This is a genomic window from Clostridium sp. OM02-18AC (assembly GCF_003481825.1).
In the GTDB taxonomy this organism is placed as follows: Bacteria; Bacillota; Clostridia; order Lachnospirales; family Lachnospiraceae; genus Brotaphodocola.
Genome location: NZ_QULW01000008.1, coordinates 1 through 17,493 on the forward strand (window position 1 = coordinate 1; position 17,493 = coordinate 17,493).

The window sequence follows — 17,493 nt, forward strand, 5'->3', positions numbered from 1 at the left end:
GATTTTTTAGTTTAAAAGAGCGTGTGAAAAATGATTTCTCATTTTTTCACACGCCCTTTTTTGACTTATGAAAAATATACAATCTTATGCATTCTTTCCCTCAGTCTCAAAATATTCTTTTGTCAGCTTAAACACGGTGCCAGATAATAGGAAGACACCGATCAGGTTCGGGATTGCCATAAGACCGTTGAAGGTATCTGCGATGTTCCATAACAGTCCCAGATCGACCGTTGCGCCGAGGATGGCAACCAGGGAGTAGGCAACCATGAATGGCTTGATGATCTTTTCATCGAAGATAAACTCAATGCAGCGTGCCCCATACAGTCCCCATCCGATGATGGTGGAGAAAGCAAAACAGCACATGGAAACTGCGGTGAAGATCGATACCCAGCTTCCATAAGTGGAAGTAAAGCCGGAAATCGTCAGTTCAGCACCTGCAGCTTCTCCGTAAGCGACCGGAACACCACTGCAGAGGATAACCAAAGCGGTCAGGGTACAGATGAGAATCGTATCGGTAAATACTTCAAAGATGCCGAAGAAGCCCTGCTTGACCGGTTTCTTGGTGTCAGCGCAGGCATGGGCAATGGATCCGGTACCAAGACCAGCCTCATTGGAGAAGATGCCGCGGGATACGCCGCGCTTCATGCTGGTAAAGAAGCTTCCGATCACACCGCCGGTCACGGCCTGCGGATGGAATGCGCCTTCAAAGATCATGGTAAATACCAGCGGGATGCGGTTTGCATGAAGCAGAACCACACCAAGTGCCAGAATAATGTAAAGAAGCGCCATGAACGGAACCAGCTTTTCTGCTACATTGCCGATACGTTTGACACCGCCTAAAAGAACCAGGGCAACCAAAGCGGCCAGAATGATACCGATGACCAGGCAGACAAGCGGTTTGCTCTGGTCCGTGATCAGATTGTAGTTTTCCAGTGCAGAGTTGATTGCGGTGGTGATGGTGTTGACCTGAGTCGCATTTCCGGTTCCAAATACGGTCAGTACGCCGAATGTGGAGAACAGGACTGCCAGCCAGCGCCATTTTGGACCAAGTCCATTTTTGATGTAGTACATCGGACCGCCGACCAGCTCTCCGTTTTTGTTTGTTTCACGGAAATGAACGGCCAGGGTTACCTCAGAAAACTTGGTACACATGCCGAGTGCTGCAGAAATCCACATCCAGAAGACTGCTCCCGGGCCGCCGATGGCGATAGCGCCTGCCACACCGGCGATATTTCCGGTTCCGACGGTAGCTGCCAGTGCCGTGCAGACTGCCTGGAACGGAGTCATGGCACCATCGGATGCATCGCGTTTGCGGAAGATTCGTCCGATGGTTACGCGGATCGCGTAGGGAAATTTGCAGATCTGCAGAAAGCGCAGGCCAAAGCTCAAATACAGGCCGACACCGATGATACAGATCATGGCAGGGACTCCCCAGATGAAGTTGTTGATCACATTGTTGACAGATTCGATTGTGTTTAACATAGGGATACCTTTCTTTCGTGGTAAAATAGGTGCTGCTGATCCAAACAGGGATATGTTCTCGTGGAAAATTCTAGGAAAGAAAAGATGAAACTTTCCGAAAAACACAAAAAGAAGAACAGCACGAACCGTCGAAAAGACACAGATGGGAGCATGTCCTTGATACACGGACAAACGGAGCTGCGAGACGGTCGAATAAAAAAATGATAACATAATATAGGAAAAAAGTATAGTAAAAACATGGGATGACATTGGAAAACCTGGAAAAACATAGAAAAATAAGTGCAAAGCAGCGTGTCGGAAGCTTTATCGGTATGCTGGACAGAAAAAAGAAAGCACCGGTTCTAGGAGAAGAACAGGTGCTCAATCAGAATTTTCAGGCCAATCAGAATTAGGATGATACCGCCGATCAGCTCTGCCTTGGACTTATAGCGGGCACCGAATACGGTGCCGACTTTGACTCCGATCACAGAGATCACAAAGGTGGTGCAGCCGATAAAGGTGATCGCTGGAAGAATGTTTACATCCAGAAAGGCGAAGGTTACGCCGACAGCCAGTGCATCGATACTGGTTGCAATGGCAAGGACCAGCATGGTTTTGACATCCACCGAGGCATCGCAGGACTCTGCTTCCTGGTCCAGTGATTCCTTGACCATGTTAAATCCGATGATGCCAAGTAAAATAAATGCGATCCAGTGGTCGTAGGCTTTGATCGCACCCTGGAAGCGGATGCCGAGCATATAGCCGATCCAGGGCATGAGTGCCTGGAACCCGCCGAAATACAGGCCGATGATGAGAGCGTGTTTCGGGCGCAGCTTTTGCATGGAAAGTCCCTTGCAGACAGAAACGGCGAAGGCATCCATGGATAGGCCTACAGCCAGCAGAAATAATTCGATCAGTGACATGTGAAAATCCTCCGGTTTTTCTTAATTTTATGTGGAGCATCGCGGATTCTTGCACCTGGAGTGCTTCTTGCTGTGCCTTTTTGCAGAATGAATATTTTCATGAATCCGTAGACGTGTTGCTGTTGCATTTGGGCACACAATGAAAAAGAGACCTGTCTGCAGAATATTACCTTCTGCAGACAAGTCTCATCATTTGCAAATTTTGTGTATTTCATTTCGCATTAAGCAGAACCAGATGCAGATGCACCAGTGTGTTGACCCTGCTCCACGTTTGTTTGTGGCGACTACTCCCTTATCTTTTGCCTATTTTACCGAATGGATAGCAGGTTGGTCAATGCTAACATTTGATATGTTAGCATTTTGAAAATCCAGAGAAAAACTCGGTTCGCTTTTGCAATGACCGATTGAAAAACCAAAAAGAAAACGAGCTCGTTTTTGCAATGCCTGAAAAGAAACACATATTGACACGGTAGGTAAATTTCCTTATAATTTCGTACAAATACACGAAAGATGAGGAATCTGTCAATGAACCGGGAATTAAATTTTGAGGGTGTGGATTTCTGCATGACAGCCCTGTTCGTCACAATTCTGATCGATCAGTGGAGGAAGAGCGAAAACCATGCTCCGGCGGTGATCGGCGGTGTGAGTGCAGTGCTGTTCCTTTTGCTATTCGGTTCCTCACGGTTTATGCTGCCGTCTTTGATGGTGACAACGGCACTGTTGCTGGTCTTTGCTCCGTGCAGAACGGTTGCGGAAAGCGCTGTTCCGAAAACGGATACTGATAAGAAAGCGATATCAGAAGCTTCTGCTGTCTGTCGGAAAAATGCTCGGAAGGAGGAGTCTGCATTATGAGATCATTTCATATGTTACTGTCCATTCTGATTCCGGCCCTTCTGACCTTTGGTCTGCGGGCGCTGCCGTTTCTTCTATTGAATAAACGGGAACTTCCGAAACGGATCGAATATCTGGGAAATGTGTTTCCTATGGCAATTATGGCGACTCTTGTGGTATACTGTTTAAAGAGTGTGCCGGAATCTGCCCTGCAGGACAATCTGATCCTGCTTGCGGGCGTGCTAGTCACTGCGGTTATTCATATCTGGAAGAAAAGCTCCATTTTGAGCATTACGGTGGGAACGGTCGTGTATATGGTGCTGGTGCATTTCGTCTAGGAACGAGAAACGGTGGCGTGGAATGCAGCATGAATCGGCTGCTATGACCGGCTGCAGTAAATGAAGGGGAAACATATCAGAAACAGAAACATACAAGAAACAGAAAGGTAGATACGATGTTAAATCAGTTTTCAAGAACAGAATTATTATTTGGAAAAGAGGCAATGGAACGCCTGGCCCAGTCCAGAGTTGCTGTGTTCGGAGTTGGCGGAGTCGGCGGCTATGCCGTAGAAGCCCTGGTGCGAAGCGGTGTTGGTGCCATTGACCTGATCGATGATGACAAGGTGTGCCTGACGAACTTAAACCGCCAGATCATCGCAACCAGAAAAACCGTAGGAAAGTATAAGGTCGATGTGATGGAAGAGCGCATCCACGACATCAACCCGGACTGCAAGGTTACTACACACAAGTGCTTTTATCTGCCGGAGACAAAGGATGATTTCGACTTTTCCCAGTATTCCTATGTGATCGACGCAGTCGATACCGTAACTGCAAAATTGCAGCTGGTTATGGAAGCGCAGGAGAAGAAGGTGCCGATCATCAGCAGTATGGGTGCCGGAAACAAATTAAATCCGGCGATGTTTGAGGTAGCAGATATTTATAAAACCTCTGTCTGCCCGTTGGCAAAAGTTATGCGCCGCGAACTCAAAAAACGCGGTGTGAAGAAGCTGAAAGTGGTTTACTCCAAAGAGCAGCCGACCAGACCGATCGAGGATATGTCCATCAGCTGCCGCAACCACTGTATCTGCCCGCCGGGAGCAGCACACAAATGCACCGAGCGTAGAGACATTCCGGGCTCCAATGCATTCGTGCCGTCCGTCGTGGGACTGATCATCGCTTCCGAAGTCATTAAAGATCTGGCAAAATAACAAGATGGTTCGTTTACAGCTTTTGTCCAAGGAACATGGTAAAGTTCCCGGTGACTAACAGCTCTCCCTTTTCATTGGTGATATCGACCCGTGTTACCGCAGTATTTCTCCCTTTGTGGACTGCGGTGGCTTCTACATAGACTGTGCCGGAGTTTACTCCTTTTACAAAGTTGATTCCGGCACACTGGGTCACGTTTGCAACTTCGTAGGCATAAGTAGACATGCCGGCGGCAATGTCGCAGAGAGAGAAGAGGAAGCCCCCGTGGGCATTTCCGTACAGATTCAAGGATTCTTCCGTTATTTCTATGGAAAGCCGGGCATGACCCGGTTCAATTTCTAATAATCTCAGGTTTTCCTGCCCTCGGATGGGCTGGATATGTCGTTTGATTCCCTCTAGTATTTCCGGTCTTGTGATCATAAAAGCCTCCATTTGTAAAAAAAATATCATAATAATATGCATAAAGAAACTGCAAAACAGCAGCTTATACCTTCACACGCTAGAATATAACACCTTGAACGTCCATTTACAAGGGAAAAAATGATTGATAGGTTTTTCTGATGAATCTGATTCGTTTGTGCGGATACAGCCGATTGGATATTTCGACGGGTCCACGTTATAATAGCATCATCAAGATTGTTAAAGAAATCGCAACGTAAAACAAAAATACAACAATCAAAATGATCAACGCAAATAAGGAGGATATCACATGAGCAAGTTAACAAAGGAAGAGTTCTCCAGAGGACCGGGTGGAATGAGAATGCATCTGCACTATGCAATGGACTTAAACTGGAGAATCCTGGATGATTACGGCAGTCTGGAACTGAAGGCAGAGTATATGTCAAAATTCCAGAATAAGGAAGTATTTACCTGCTTCGCACTGACAGAGGCAACTGGCGGTACCGGAGCTGATTTACATACCATGGCAGTGAAGGATGGCGACAGCTATGTATTAAACGGTGAGAAGACCCTGATCTCCCACACGGACTGCTGCGAATTCGCATATGTCATTGCTGTAACCAATCCGGATTCTGATAAGGACGACAGACTTTCCGCATTCTTCGTACCAATGGATGCACCGGGATTTGAAGTCATCAACATGCCGCATATGATGGGCTGCCGTGGTGCAGGTCATGGAGAACTGAAATTCACCAACTGTCGCATCGACAAGAAATATCTGTTAGGACGTGAGGGACAGGGACTTGAGATTGCAGTCAGCCTGCGTACCGGTCTGACTGCTATAAAAACTGGTTTCTGAATCAGGCGTCAGGCAGTGCTGGCTGGAGATTCCGGAGGCAGATTTAAGCAGCGCGCAACCATGAAGTTTGCAAAAGCCTCCACGGCTGCAGTGATGAAATTTTTCTTGCTGTACACCATGTAAAGCAGGCGGGTGTCTTTGGGAACATCCGTTAAGTGGATCTTTTTCAGATTGTCAAACTGTTTTAAAAACGGAGTATCTGCCACAATGGCAGCTTTGGAAGAGCGGTTGATCTGCCCGGCAATGGAGATCTCGTCGTCATAACAGTAGGAGGCTTCCATGTCTTTCCTGTTCAGAATTTTCCGGATGGTTTTTCCGATGGGAATGGTGTCACGGTAAGTGAAAAGTGTGTACTTTTTTAAAGCGGTCAGTTCGATCGAATCAAAGGAAGCCAGGGGGGCATTTCGGACGATCACAATCAGTTCCTGATAGGTGATGGGAACAAAAACAAGGTCGTCCCGGTTCTCTACCATAGAGCAGAAGCCAACATCGATGGTTCCGGTTACAGAATCGGATTTTTCTTTTATGATGGCAATGCCGTGTTCCAGGATTCCCAGTGCCTGGTTCACGTACTGATAAAATTCCTGCCCGTATTTGGTAAGCTGGATTTCGCGCCCTTTTTTCTGGAACAAAGAAACAGAAAGCTCGTGTTCCAGGGAAGCAATGGAATCACTGAGGCTTGGCTGTGTGATATAAAGTGCTTTGGCTGCTTCTGTGTAATGCTGGACTTCAGCCAGTTTTCGAAAGTAATATAGCTGTTGTAAATTCATAACCTTTCTCCTTTGTAATCATAGTTTTATTATAAAGAATGAGAGAGAAAAAAGCCAGAAAAATACGCTTGAAATGTTAAAAAAATATCAGAAAGAGGGCGGTGAGGATTTGACAATTTTAACGAAATTCTCTACAATAATAGATAAGCGTCAGGACACAGGAGGGATATCATGAGAGAAATTAAAAAGAACATTTTTCTCGAAACCATTCCATACGAGGATCACCACAGAAGTCCGCGGAATCTTTACATCATCCGTGGGGAGGACCGCAGTCTGATGGTCGATACCTCCAACAATACTGAGCGGGACTGGACGATTTTAAAAGGCATGGTCGATGCGCTCGGAATTGATTATAAAAAGCTGGACATCTTCATCACCCATGAGCATCCGGATCATACGGGGCTTGTCCCGAAGCTGCAGGAGCTTGGTGCCAGGGCATTTATGAATCCGGACGAGACAAGAAAACGGGTCGACCTTTTACACAGCTACCTGGCAGATGAACAGGCTCGGATCGAAAATCTCCGGATCGTAGGAGTCACGAAAGAAGAAACTCCCGAAGTATATGATACTTTTATGGAATATACAACAAAAGCGTATGCATCAGTCAAAGCACCGCTGGAACTTTCGTTTCTCCCGATTCACCCGGGAGAGACGCTTTCTTATGGAGGCTACTGCTTTGAAGTCGTGCTGTTAAAAGGACATACCTTTGGGCAGTGCGGACTTTATGAACCTGAGAAAAAGCTGATGTTCGTAGGGGACCAGATCATGACGACCATTGTTCCGATCGTGGGGACCCAGGAGACGGATCTGGGCATGTTAAAATGCTATATGGATTCTCTTGGTGAGTTGAAACACAAGTACAAAGACTGTTACTTCCTTCCCTGTCATTACGGCGAGATTAAGGATGTTGAGAAGGAAGTGAACCGCATTATCTTTGGCTATTTGGACAAGTGTGAGATCATGAAGCATGTTCTGGAAGAGGCGGGGAAACCACTGACAACCCGTGATATCGGGGTGCGGACTTATGGAAGAAGCCAGGGACCGCCGGATTATGCGCACTTTGCTTCCTGTACCCAGATCTGGGCAAAGACATTCTCCTGTATGGAGTATATGATGGGAGAAGGCTTCATCGAACGGTCGGAGCGCGACGGCATCCTGTACTGGAAAGCAATCTGACTGCCTGGGACCATGATATGACTGAAAAAACGCCAGGCAAAGAAGCGGCATGATCAGGACTGGAGCTCTTTCCATACCTGATTGAAATAGCCGGAAAATTCTGGCGCGTTCCTGCGTTTTAAGGGACTGTCATACTGAGGATCAAAGGACAAAGAAATCTCTGCTTTGATTCTCCCGGGGCGTTCGGAAAGAACCAGCACACGGTCTGCAGTGCTGATGGCTTCTGCCAGATCATGGGTGATCAGAATGGCGGTTTTGTGCGTTTCTCTTATAATAGAAGCAATGTCATCGCATACGGCAAGTCTTGTCTGGTAGTCTAAGGCAGAGAACGGCTCATCTAAAAGCAGCAGGTCTGGTTTTAAGATCAGGGTGCGGATGAGGGCAGCGCGCTGACGCATGCCGCCGGAAAGTTCAGAAGGCTTTGCGTGCGCAAACGAGGCAAGCCCATAGCTTTCCAGCATTTCATCCAGTTCCCGGAGCGTTTCCTGATTTTTCTGATGGCGGATCTCAAGCCCAAGTGCGGCATTTTCCCGCACGCTCCGCCATTCAAACAGATGATCTCGCTGGAGCATATATCCGATGCCGGCACGTGCTTCTTTCAGAGGCGTATTTTCTATATAAATAGAACCTTCTTCCGGGGTAAGCAGACCGGAAAGAAGAGAAAGCAGCGTCGACTTGCCGCAGCCGGATGGGCCGACGATCGCGAGAAATTCGCCGGAACTTACGGTAAAAGAAATGTTGGACAGGGCGGGAGTGGCTCCTTTTGGGGAATGGTAGGAATAGCTGATTCCGCAGGCTTTTAAAATGGGTTCCATAGCCGGTCCTCCTTATGCTTATAGTTTATAATATGAAGAAAATAGATTACGGTTCCTGGAAGATTCGCAGGGATACAGGAATGAACTCCGGATGATTTTTGGATAATATTTTCCATAACATCGGTACAAACCCCTTGCATTTCCGAAAAACAGGTGCTATAATATCGATGATAACATGATAATCTGACAGTCTGAGAGTGGGCATACGTCCACTCTCAATTTTTTGCCAGAGCGCGACGTGGAGTGGTGTTACTGTACACGTGCGCGTATACAGTAACGAAGAGAGGTGACAATCATGACAAGAAGAGAAGAATACGAATCCAAAACAGAAGCATTTCTGCTTCCGGTTCTTGCAGAGCACAACTTTGAACTCTGGGATGTGGAATATGTAAAAGAGGCCGGTACCTGGTACCTGCGCGCCTACATTGACAAAGAGGGCGGCATTGCGGTAGATGACTGTGAGGTCATCAGCCGTATTTTGAGTGACTGGCTTGACCAGACCGATTTCATCGAGGACAGCTACATTCTGGAGGTCAGCTCCCCGGGACTTGGTCGTCCGCTGAAGAAGGAGCGTGACTTTGAGCGCAGCCTTGGCGAGGAAGTAGAAATCCGTCTTTATAAGGCCCAGAATAAGCAGAAAGAATTTACCGGGATCTTAAAAGCATACGATAAAGAAACTGTGACGATCGAAACGGCAGAGGGCGAACTGGTATTTGAGCGTCCGGACATTGCGCTGATCCGGCTGGCGTTTGATTTTTAAACAGAAGGATTTTAGGAGGATAAAACCATGAATAAGGAATTAATCGAGGCATTAAACCTGCTGGAAAAGGAAAAAAATATCAGCAAGGCTACCCTGCTTGAAGCAATCGAGAACTCTCTGCTGACTGCCTGCAAGAACCATTTCGGCAAAGCAGATAACATCAAAGTAAACATTAACCCGGAGACCGGTGACTTCTCTGTATACGCAGAGAAAGAGGTTGTGGAAGAGGTAGAGGATCCGTTAACCCAGATCAGCTACGCAGAAGCAAGACTGAAAAACCCGAAGTTCTTCTTGGGCGATATCATCAACTGCCCGATCGAGTCTAAGTCTTTCGGCCGTATCGCTACCCAGAACGCAAAGAACGTGATCCTGCAGAAGATCCGCGAGGAAGAGCGCAGCATGCAGTTCAACGAGTGGTACCAGAAAGAGAAAGATGTGGTAACCGGTATCGTGCAGCGTTACCTTGGTAAGAACGTCAGCATCAACTTAGGTAAGGTTGACGCAATCTTAAATGAGGCTGAGCAGGTAAAGGGCGAGGTATTTAAGCCGACCGAGCGTATTAAAGTGTATGTCCTGGAAGTTAAGGACACCCCGAAGGGACCACGTATCTCCGTATCCCGTACTCATCCGGACCTGGTAAAGCGTTTGTTCGAGGAAGAGGTTACCGAGGTAAAAGACGGCACCGTTGAGATCAAGGCCATCGCCCGTGAGGCAGGTTCCAGAACCAAGATCGCGGTATGCTCCAATGACCCGAACGTAGATCCGGTTGGCGCATGTGTCGGCATGAATGGTGCCCGTGTCAACTCCATCGTAAACGAGCTGCGCGGTGAGAAAATCGATATCATCACCTGGGATGAGAACCCGGCATTCATGATCGAGAATGCACTTAGCCCGGCAAAGGTCATCTGCGTCGTTGCAGACGAAGAGAGCAAAGAGGCACAGGTTATTGTTCCGGATTACCAGCTTTCCCTGGCAATCGGTAAAGAGGGACAGAACGCAAGACTGGCAGCACGTCTGACCGGTTACAAGATCGATATCAAGAGCGAGACTCAGGCAAGAGAGCTGGGCCTGTTCGAGGAAATGGGAATCGACTATCAGGAAGAGGGTGTCTATGACAACCTGGATGCTGATTTCGAAGTATCCGCTACCGATGATTATTCAGAGAACAAAGAAGAGTTCTAAACGCAAAAACAGACTGGGCGTGTAACGGAAAGTTACCGGACAGTTACCTGTAAGACTGGAACAAGATTGGAATAGGAAGTGAGCAATTGGTGAATGCGAAGAAATTTCCGCAGAGACAGTGTATCGGCTGCGGCGAAATGAAAAACAAAAAAGAAATGATCCGTATACTGAAGACACCGGAAGGGGAATTCGTAGTCGATGCGACCGGACGAAAAAACGGGCGCGGCGCTTACATCTGCCCGTCTATGGACTGCTTCAAAAAAGCAGTAAAGGGAAAAGGGCTGGAGCGTTCTTTCAAGATGGCAATTCCAAAAGAGGTGTACGAGACACTGGAAAAGGAGATGGAACAGCTTGGATAACAGACAGAAAATCCTGAACCTGATCGGACTGGCAACCAAGGCCGGAAAGACTGCAAGCGGAGAATTCTCTACGGAGAAAGCCGTAAAGAGCGGAAAAGCCCACCTGGTCATTGTATCAGAGGAGGCTTCCGACAACACGAAAAAAATGTTTACCAATATGTGTACTTACTATAAAGTCCCCATCTTATTTTTAGGCGGAAAAGAGGAACTTGGGCATTCCATGGGCAAGCAGATGCGTGCATCGCTGGCTGTTGTGGATGCAGGACTGGCAAAGGCAATCGTGAAACAAATGAATACAATCGGAGGTAGTGAGTATGAGAGTAAGTGAACTGGCAAAAGAGCTGGGAAAAACCAGCAAAGATGTATTAGATGTGTTACAGAAGAATCATCAGGATGTAACATCCCATTCATCCAATGTAAGTGATGCACAGGTTGGAATGGTAAAGAAAGCTCTGGGCGCTTCTGAGCAGAAGGCAGCAGAGGGCGCAGCACCGAAGAAAAAGCTGGCAGCGGTATATCGTCCGCAGAATTCCCAGCAGAGACCGGCGCAGCCAAAGCAGGCAGCACGCCCGCAGGCACAGAGCGCATCTGCACCGGCGCAGCAGGCATCTGCTCCGCAGGCAAACAGACCAGCAGAGACAGCAGCGCAGCAGGCAAGACCGGCACAGACCGCAGAAAACCGCGATAACAACCGTCAGGGCGGCTTTAACGGAAACCGTGATAACAACCGTCAGGGCGGCTTTAATGGAAACCGCGACAACAACCGCCAGGGCGGCTTTAACGGAAACCGTGACAACAACCGTCAGGGAGGTTTTAGCGGAAACCGCGACAACAACCGTCAGGGCGGCTTTAACGGAAACCGTGATAATAACCGTCAGGGCGGCTTTAACGGAAATCGCGACAACAACCGCCAGGGTGGATTTGGCGGAAACCGTGACAACAACCGCCAGGGTGGATTCAACCGTGATAACAACCGTCAGGGAGGTTTCGGCGGCAACCGTGAAGGCGGCGCAGGCCGTGATAACAACCGCCAGGGCGGCTTTAACGGAAACCGCGAAGGTGGCTTTAACCGTGATAATAACCGTCAGGGCGGCGGCTTCGGCGGAAACAGAGATAATCGTCAGGGCGGTGGCTTTGGAGGCAACAGAGATAACCGTCAGGGCGGCGGCTTTAGTGGAAACCGCGACAACCGCCAGGGCGGCGGCTTTGGCGGAAACCGTCAGGGCGGCGCAGGCAGACCGGGTCAGAGAGACGGCGGCTCTAAGAGCTACGATACCCCGATCCAGACCAAGCCGACCAACAACCGTCAGCAGACCAACAATGCGCATAAGAAAGATAAATACGATAAGACCAGAATGATGGAAGACGGACCAAGAAGCAAGAATGGCAAGGTTTCCAAGCATCCGTTCATCATGCCGCAGAAGCCGGTTGAGGAGAAGGTAGAGGAGACCGTAAAGGTAATCACCATTCCGGAGGTTCTGACCATCAAGGAACTGGCTGACAAGATGAAACTGCAGCCGTCCGCAATCGTTAAGAAGCTGTTCTTACAGGGCAAGATCGTAACCTTAAACTCCGAGATCGATTTCGAGCAGGCTGAGGAGATCGCAGTAGAGTACGATGTTCTCTGCGAGAAAGAGGAGAAGGTAGACGTGATCGCCGAGCTCTTAAAAGAGGACGAGGAGAACGAGGAAGACATGGTTTCCAGACCGCCGGTAGTCTGCGTTATGGGACACGTTGACCATGGTAAAACTTCCCTGCTTGATGCGATCCGTCAGACCAACGTTACCTCCCGCGAGGCAGGCGGTATCACCCAGCACATCGGTGCTTACACGGTAGATGTACGTGGACAGCAGATCACCTTCCTGGATACCCCGGGACATGAAGCATTCACCGCAATGCGTATGCGTGGTGCTCAGTCTACCGATATCGCGATCCTGGTTGTAGCAGCAGACGATGGCGTTATGCCGCAGACCGTTGAGGCAATTAACCATGCAAAAGCTGCAGGCGTTGACATCATTGTTGCGATCAACAAGATCGATAAACCGTCTGCAAACGTAGACCGCGTAAAGCAGGAGCTGGCTGAGTATGAGCTGATTCCGGAGGACTGGGGCGGAAATACCGTATTCGTACCGGTATCTGCACACACCAAGGAAGGTATTCCGGAACTTCTGGAGATGATCCTTCTGACTGCAGAGGTAAAAGAGTTAAAGGCAAACCCGAACCGCCGCGCAAGAGGTCTTGTCATCGAGGCTGAGCTGGATAAGGGCAAAGGACCGGTTGCTACCATTCTGGTACAGAAAGGTACCCTGCGTGTGGGCGATAACGTAACTGCAGGTCCGTGCTATGGTAAAGTCCGTGCAATGATGGACGATAAAGGTCGCAGAGTCAAAGAAGCTGGTCCGTCCATGCCGGTTGAGATCCTCGGCTTAAATGATGTTCCGGGTGCAGGCGACGTGCTGATGGCAACCGAGAACGAGAAAGAGGCAAGAAGCTACGCAGAGACCTTCATCTCTGAGAGCAAGAATAAATTACTGGCAGACACCAAGGCTAAGATTTCCCTGGATGATCTGTTCAGCCAGATCAAGGCTGGTAATGTGAAGGAACTGCCGATCATCGTAAAAGCAGATGTACAGGGTTCCGTAGAGGCAGTAAAACAGAGTCTTGTAAAACTGTCCAACGAGGAAGTTGTGGTCAAAGTCATCCATGGCGGCGTTGGTGCGATCAACGAGTCCGATGTATCCCTGGCATCCGCTTCCAACGCGATCATCATCGGATTTAACGTACGTCCGGATGCTACCGCGAAGTCCATTGCAGACCGCGAGAAGGTAGACCTGCGTCTGTACCGCGTCATCTACCAGGCAATCGAGGATGTCGAGGCCGCTATGAAGGGTATGCTTGATCCGGTATACGAGGAGCAGGTCATCGGTCACGCAGTTGTCCGCCAGACCTTCAAGGCATCCGGCGTTGGTACCATTGCAGGTGCTTATGTCATGGATGGTAAGTTCCAGAGAGGATGCTCCTGCCGCATTACCCGTGACGGCGAGCAGATCTTCGACGGTGCGCTTGCTTCCTTAAAGCGTTTCAAGGACGATGTCAAGGAAGTTGCAACCGGTTACGAGTGCGGTCTTGTATTCGAGAAGTTCAACGATATCAAGGAAGACGATATGGTAGAAGCTTACATGATGGTAGAGGTACCGCGCTAGGATTTTAGGATTTGAAAATTTCGTGGCTGTAGTGATATGTCAGGCAGTCATGGATCCCCGAAACTTAAGGAAGGAAGCACTGGCAGTTTTGCCCGGTGCTTCCTTTAAGAGTATTTAGAGAGGAAGAAAAATAATGCGTAAAAACAGCATCAAAAATACAAGAATCAACATGGAAGTGCAGAGAGAACTCAGTGAGATCATCCGCACCGAGATCAAAGATCCGCGTGTAAATGGTGCCATGACTTCTGTTGTGGCAGTAGAGGTTACGCCGGATTTAAAATATTGCAAGGCGTACATCAGCGTACTTGGCGACGAGGAGCGCGCGAAGGATGCCCTGACTGGCTTAAAGAGTGCGGTCGGCTACATCCGCAGAGAGCTGGCACACCGTGTCAACTTAAGAAATACCCCGGAGATCACTTTTGTTCTGGACCAGTCCATCGAGTATGGCGTGAACATGTCCAGACTGATCGACGAGGTCACCAAAGATTTAAAAGACTGAAAGGGGAGACAGTAAATGCAGGAACGCAAACTGATGGAAATGGTGGAAGCCGCAGGCACGATCGCCATTGTCGGTCATGTGAGACCGGACGGAGACTGTGTGGGCTCCTGCCTTGCTGTGTGCAACTATATTACAGAGCAGTATCCGGAAAAAACGGTGGATGTTTATCTGGAGACGCCTCCGGCGAAATTCTCTTATTTAAAACAGTTCGAGCGGATCAGTTCCGATTCCAATACCGGGAAACAGTATGAGCTTTGCATCTGCTTAGACAGCGGAGACCGGGAACGTCTCGGAAACAATGTGGTGTATCTGGATACCGCAAAGACCAGCATCTGCCTGGATCACCATATCACCAACAAAGGCTATGCGGCAAAGAACTTTGTAAATGCCAATGCCAGTGCCACCTGCGAATTTTTGTATGATTTTCTGGATGAAGAAAAGATCAGCAAAGAAGTGGCAGAGTGTATCTATACCGGCATCATCCACGATACCAACGTGTTTAAAAACAGCAATACCACCGCAAAGACCATGGAAGTAGCCGGAGCGATGATGGAAAAAGGCATTAACTTCTCCCAGATCATCGACGGCAGCTTTTATAAAAAGACCTATGTGCAGAACCAGATCATGGGACGCGCTGTGCTGGAGAGTGTACTGTTTTTGGACGGCAAATGTATTTTCAGTGTTGTGCGCAAGCAGGACATGGACTTCTACGGCGTGGAAGCATCGGACCTGGATGGCATTGTGGACCAGCTTCGTGTAACGGACGGTGTGGAAGTGGCAATCTTCCTTCATGAGACGGAGAACCATGTATACAAGGTAAGCATGCGTTCCAACAATTTCGTGAACGTCAGCAAGGTGGCTTCCTTCTTTGGAGGCGGCGGACATGTCCGCGCAGCTGGCTGCACCATGAGCGGAAGCGTGCACGATGTCATCAACAATCTTTCCGCACGGATTGAGAAGCAGATAAAGGAGCATGACGCCTAGTGGACGGAATCATCAATGTATACAAGGAAAAAGGCTTTACCTCCCACGATGTGGTAGCGAAGCTTCGCGGCATCCTGCGCATGAAAAAGATTGGGCACACTGGTACTTTGGACCCGGCAGCGGAAGGGGTACTTCCGGTCTGTTTAGGCAAGGGCACCAGACTTTGCGATATGCTGACCGATAAGACCAAGACTTACCGCGCTGTGCTGCTTCTGGGACAGGAGACCGATACCCAGGACACCACAGGAACCGTTCTGGCAGAGTATCCGGTCGAGGTAACTGAAGAAGCCGTGCGGGAGGCGATCTACAGCTTTCTCGGTGACTATATGCAGATCCCGCCGATGTACTCTGCCTTAAAGGTCAACGGAAAAAAACTTTACGAGCTGGCTCGTCAGGGCAAAGAAGTAGAGCGTCAGCCAAGACCGGTACAGATTCTGGATATCCAGATCGAGCAGGTGGATCTGCCGCGTGTGACATTTTCCGTGACCTGTTCCAAAGGAACCTACATCCGTACCCTGTGCTATGACATTGGAAGAAAACTGGGCTGCGGCGGCTGCATGGAATCTTTGCTCCGCACCCGCGTGGACCGCTTTAGGCTGGAAGATAGCCTGACCCTGTCCCAGATTGAGAAACTTCGGGATGAAGGACGCGTAGAAGAATACGTGGTTCCGGTAGAAGGTGTATTCCTGGGACTTCCAGCGCTGGTGACAAAAGCAGGAGAAGGGGACAAGCTGGTACATAATGGGAATCCGTTTACGGCGGAGGTAGCAGAAGTGGAAAATGAGGCAGGGCAGAAACAGACGGAACTGCTCTCTGCTTCCCAAAACCGGACTGCATTGCCGAAAACAGAAGCTGCTCTGCCAGAGAACGAAGTGGTGCAGAACAGTATGGCCACAGAATTATCTGGAAGATCTGAAAACGAACGTGATTTGGCTTCATCTATTGCAGACCGCTTTGACGGCGTCCGCGTCTATGACAGCGAGCACCATTTTATCGGCATCTACCGTTACAGCGAAGAAAAACGGCGTTATCAGCCACAGAAAATATTTCTTGGGGGAAACTAGTTATGAAGGTAATTACCGGGACCAGGGAGTTTTGTATCGAGGAACCAACCGTGGTAACCATTGGAAAATTTGACGGGCGGCATCAGGGACACCAGAAGCTGTTAAAAGAGATGCTGCGCTTAAAAGCAAGCCGCGGATGGAAAACAGCAGTTTTTACCTTTGACATGGCACCGCTTGGTGTTGTGGAAGGAAAGCGGGCGACGGTTATTACCACCAACGAGGAACGTCGCAACAACATGCAGGCCATGGGTATGGACTATCTGGTGGAGTATCCCTTTAACCGGGAAGTGGCAGCCATGTCACCGGAACGCTTTGTCACGGATGTGCTGGTTGGACAGATGCACGCAAAGGCAGTGGTTGCCGGACCAGACTGCAGTTTTGGCTATAAAGGAGCCGGAAACGCGGAGCTCCTTCGCAAGATGGGACCAGAATACGGGTTTGAGACGATCATCATCGAGAAAAAGCAGGACGAGCACCGTGACATCAGCAGTACCTATGTCCGGGAAGAACTGGACCGCGGCAACATCGAAAAAGCCAATGAGCTTTTGGGCGAGCCCTATGCGATCCACGGAACCGTGGTACATGGCAACCATATCGGCGGCGATGTCCTGGGATTTCCGACCGCAAACATCCTTCCGCCGCCAGAGAAGCATCTGCCGCCGTTTGGCGTGTATGTTTCCCGCGTGCTGATCGACGGAACGTTTTATGGCGGAGTCAGCAACATCGGCAGAAAACCCACGATCCAGGGCGAAAATCCGGTCGGGGTGGAAACCTATGTCATGGGACTGGATGAAAATCTGTACGGAAAAAAGATTCAGGTCCAGCTTTTGAGTTTTGAGCGGCCGGAGCAGAAGTTTGATTCTCTGGAGGCACTCAAAGAACGGATCGGGAAAGATAAAGAGTATGCAGCTGTGTATGTGGCTGCGCATCCGGAACTGTTTGGGACAAAAGCATAATAGAGCGAAAAAGGAGGCATCCCTGTTTTTGGAATGCCTCCTTTTTC

The 17,493-nt window shown here is 49.0% G+C and carries 19 protein-coding genes; 14 read left to right on the plus strand and 5 right to left on the minus strand.

Annotated features, from left to right (window positions below; all coding sequences use genetic code 11):
• Positions 1-84 precede the first annotated feature (84 nt).
• Entirely contained in the window at positions 85-1,482 is a 1,398-nt protein-coding gene (locus tag DXB18_RS07040) for a sodium:alanine symporter family protein (RefSeq protein ID WP_118544314.1), read from the minus strand.
• A 341-nt stretch (positions 1,483-1,823) separates the two neighbouring features.
• Positions 1,824-2,384 carry a manganese efflux pump MntP family protein gene (locus DXB18_RS07045; protein ID WP_118544313.1) on the minus strand — a complete coding sequence of 187 codons (561 nt, stop codon included), beginning with the start codon at positions 2,382-2,384 and terminating at the stop codon, positions 1,824-1,826.
• Positions 2,385-2,909: 525 nt separating this feature from the next.
• Between DXB18_RS07045 and DXB18_RS07050 the strand changes: the two genes are divergently transcribed.
• The 3 genes from DXB18_RS07050 (at position 2,910) to DXB18_RS07060 (ending at position 4,422) form a co-directional block, all read left to right on the plus strand.
• Positions 2,910-3,236: a hypothetical protein gene (locus tag DXB18_RS07050; RefSeq protein ID WP_118706826.1), complete on the plus strand. Its 327-nt coding sequence runs from the start codon at positions 2,910-2,912 to the stop codon at positions 3,234-3,236.
• Entirely contained in the window at positions 3,233-3,553 is a 321-nt protein-coding gene (locus DXB18_RS07055) for an AzlD domain-containing protein (RefSeq protein ID WP_118706828.1), read from the plus strand. The genes DXB18_RS07050 and DXB18_RS07055 overlap by 4 nt, the downstream gene beginning before the upstream one ends.
• Before the next feature lie 116 nt (positions 3,554-3,669).
• A complete protein-coding gene (locus DXB18_RS07060) occupies positions 3,670-4,422 on the plus strand; it encodes a tRNA threonylcarbamoyladenosine dehydratase (protein WP_118706830.1) in 753 nt (250 codons plus the stop codon).
• A gap of 13 nt (positions 4,423-4,435) precedes the next feature.
• Here the strand turns inward: DXB18_RS07060 and DXB18_RS07065 are convergent, their stop codons facing one another.
• Positions 4,436-4,840 (minus strand): PaaI family thioesterase, encoded by a 405-nt coding sequence (locus DXB18_RS07065; protein WP_118706832.1) that lies wholly within the window; start codon positions 4,838-4,840, stop codon positions 4,436-4,438.
• Between the two features lie 289 nt (positions 4,841-5,129).
• On the opposite strand from DXB18_RS07065, the gene DXB18_RS07070 reads away from it, so the two are divergent.
• Positions 5,130-5,678 carry an acyl-CoA dehydrogenase gene (locus DXB18_RS07070; RefSeq protein ID WP_243103263.1) on the plus strand — a complete coding sequence of 183 codons (549 nt, stop codon included), beginning with the start codon at positions 5,130-5,132 and terminating at the stop codon, positions 5,676-5,678.
• Between the two features lie 8 nt (positions 5,679-5,686).
• Here the strand turns inward: DXB18_RS07070 and DXB18_RS07075 are convergent, their stop codons facing one another.
• On the minus strand, positions 5,687-6,448 hold the full coding sequence (locus DXB18_RS07075; protein ID WP_118706834.1) for a LysR family transcriptional regulator: 762 nt from the start codon (positions 6,446-6,448) through the stop codon (positions 5,687-5,689).
• A gap of 171 nt (positions 6,449-6,619) precedes the next feature.
• On the opposite strand from DXB18_RS07075, the gene DXB18_RS07080 reads away from it, so the two are divergent.
• Positions 6,620-7,624, plus strand: a complete 1,005-nt coding sequence (locus DXB18_RS07080) for an MBL fold metallo-hydrolase (RefSeq protein ID WP_118706836.1) — start codon at positions 6,620-6,622, stop codon at positions 7,622-7,624.
• 53 nt (positions 7,625-7,677) lie between these two features.
• Here the strand turns inward: DXB18_RS07080 and DXB18_RS07085 are convergent, their stop codons facing one another.
• A complete protein-coding gene (locus DXB18_RS07085) occupies positions 7,678-8,439 on the minus strand; it encodes an ATP-binding cassette domain-containing protein (RefSeq protein ID WP_118543776.1) in 762 nt (253 codons plus the stop codon).
• A 295-nt stretch (positions 8,440-8,734) separates the two neighbouring features.
• On the opposite strand from DXB18_RS07085, the gene rimP reads away from it, so the two are divergent.
• The 9 genes from rimP (at position 8,735) to DXB18_RS07130 (ending at position 17,446) form a co-directional block, all read left to right on the plus strand.
• Positions 8,735-9,199 (plus strand): ribosome maturation factor RimP, encoded by a 465-nt coding sequence (gene rimP / locus DXB18_RS07090; protein WP_118543777.1) that lies wholly within the window; start codon positions 8,735-8,737, stop codon positions 9,197-9,199.
• 27 nt (positions 9,200-9,226) lie between these two features.
• Positions 9,227-10,381, plus strand: coding sequence for a transcription termination factor NusA (gene nusA / locus DXB18_RS07095; RefSeq protein ID WP_118543778.1), 1,155 nt, complete (start codon positions 9,227-9,229; stop codon positions 10,379-10,381).
• Positions 10,382-10,470: 89 nt separating this feature from the next.
• Entirely contained in the window at positions 10,471-10,740 is a 270-nt protein-coding gene (locus DXB18_RS07100; RefSeq protein WP_118531989.1) for a YlxR family protein, read from the plus strand.
• The gene (locus DXB18_RS07105) at positions 10,733-11,068 is read left to right on the plus strand and encodes a ribosomal L7Ae/L30e/S12e/Gadd45 family protein (protein ID WP_118543779.1); all 336 of its coding nucleotides are present in this window, start codon (positions 10,733-10,735) and stop codon (positions 11,066-11,068) included. Before DXB18_RS07100 ends, DXB18_RS07105 begins: the two co-directional genes overlap by 8 nt.
• On the plus strand, positions 11,055-13,943 hold the full coding sequence (infB, locus tag DXB18_RS07110; RefSeq protein ID WP_118706838.1) for a translation initiation factor IF-2: 2,889 nt from the start codon (positions 11,055-11,057) through the stop codon (positions 13,941-13,943). The genes DXB18_RS07105 and infB overlap by 14 nt, the downstream gene beginning before the upstream one ends.
• A gap of 133 nt (positions 13,944-14,076) precedes the next feature.
• Positions 14,077-14,442 (plus strand): 30S ribosome-binding factor RbfA, encoded by a 366-nt coding sequence (rbfA, locus tag DXB18_RS07115; protein ID WP_118531946.1) that lies wholly within the window; start codon positions 14,077-14,079, stop codon positions 14,440-14,442.
• A 15-nt stretch (positions 14,443-14,457) separates the two neighbouring features.
• Positions 14,458-15,426, plus strand: coding sequence for a bifunctional oligoribonuclease/PAP phosphatase NrnA (locus tag DXB18_RS07120; RefSeq protein ID WP_118543781.1), 969 nt, complete (start codon positions 14,458-14,460; stop codon positions 15,424-15,426).
• Positions 15,426-16,490 carry a tRNA pseudouridine(55) synthase TruB gene (gene truB / locus DXB18_RS07125; RefSeq protein ID WP_118706840.1) on the plus strand — a complete coding sequence of 355 codons (1,065 nt, stop codon included), beginning with the start codon at positions 15,426-15,428 and terminating at the stop codon, positions 16,488-16,490. The genes DXB18_RS07120 and truB overlap by 1 nt, the downstream gene beginning before the upstream one ends.
• Positions 16,491-16,492: 2 nt before the next feature.
• On the plus strand, positions 16,493-17,446 hold the full coding sequence (locus DXB18_RS07130) for a bifunctional riboflavin kinase/FAD synthetase (RefSeq protein WP_118706842.1): 954 nt from the start codon (positions 16,493-16,495) through the stop codon (positions 17,444-17,446).
• Positions 17,447-17,493 lie beyond the last annotated feature (47 nt).

Coding starts and splice junctions, on each gene's coding strand:
- DXB18_RS07040 (WP_118544314.1), bottom strand. CDS start 1,482: ATGTTAAACACAATCGAATCTGTCAACAATGTGATCAACAACTTCATC.
- DXB18_RS07045 (WP_118544313.1), bottom strand. CDS start 2,384: ATGTCACTGATCGAATTATTTCTGCTGGCTGTAGGCCTATCCATGGAT.
- DXB18_RS07050 (WP_118706826.1), top strand. CDS start 2,910: ATGAACCGGGAATTAAATTTTGAGGGTGTGGATTTCTGCATGACAGCC.
- DXB18_RS07055 (WP_118706828.1), top strand. CDS start 3,233: ATGAGATCATTTCATATGTTACTGTCCATTCTGATTCCGGCCCTTCTG.
- DXB18_RS07060 (WP_118706830.1), top strand. CDS start 3,670: ATGTTAAATCAGTTTTCAAGAACAGAATTATTATTTGGAAAAGAGGCA.
- DXB18_RS07065 (WP_118706832.1), bottom strand. CDS start 4,840: ATGATCACAAGACCGGAAATACTAGAGGGAATCAAACGACATATCCAG.
- DXB18_RS07070 (WP_243103263.1), top strand. CDS start 5,130: ATGAGCAAGTTAACAAAGGAAGAGTTCTCCAGAGGACCGGGTGGAATG.
- DXB18_RS07075 (WP_118706834.1), bottom strand. CDS start 6,448: ATGAATTTACAACAGCTATATTACTTTCGAAAACTGGCTGAAGTCCAG.
- DXB18_RS07080 (WP_118706836.1), top strand. CDS start 6,620: ATGAGAGAAATTAAAAAGAACATTTTTCTCGAAACCATTCCATACGAG.
- DXB18_RS07085 (WP_118543776.1), bottom strand. CDS start 8,439: ATGGAACCCATTTTAAAAGCCTGCGGAATCAGCTATTCCTACCATTCC.
- rimP (WP_118543777.1), top strand. CDS start 8,735: ATGACAAGAAGAGAAGAATACGAATCCAAAACAGAAGCATTTCTGCTT.
- nusA (WP_118543778.1), top strand. CDS start 9,227: ATGAATAAGGAATTAATCGAGGCATTAAACCTGCTGGAAAAGGAAAAA.
- infB (WP_118706838.1), top strand. CDS start 11,055: ATGAGAGTAAGTGAACTGGCAAAAGAGCTGGGAAAAACCAGCAAAGAT.
- rbfA (WP_118531946.1), top strand. CDS start 14,077: ATGCGTAAAAACAGCATCAAAAATACAAGAATCAACATGGAAGTGCAG.
- DXB18_RS07120 (WP_118543781.1), top strand. CDS start 14,458: ATGCAGGAACGCAAACTGATGGAAATGGTGGAAGCCGCAGGCACGATC.
- DXB18_RS07130 (WP_118706842.1), top strand. CDS start 16,493: ATGAAGGTAATTACCGGGACCAGGGAGTTTTGTATCGAGGAACCAACC.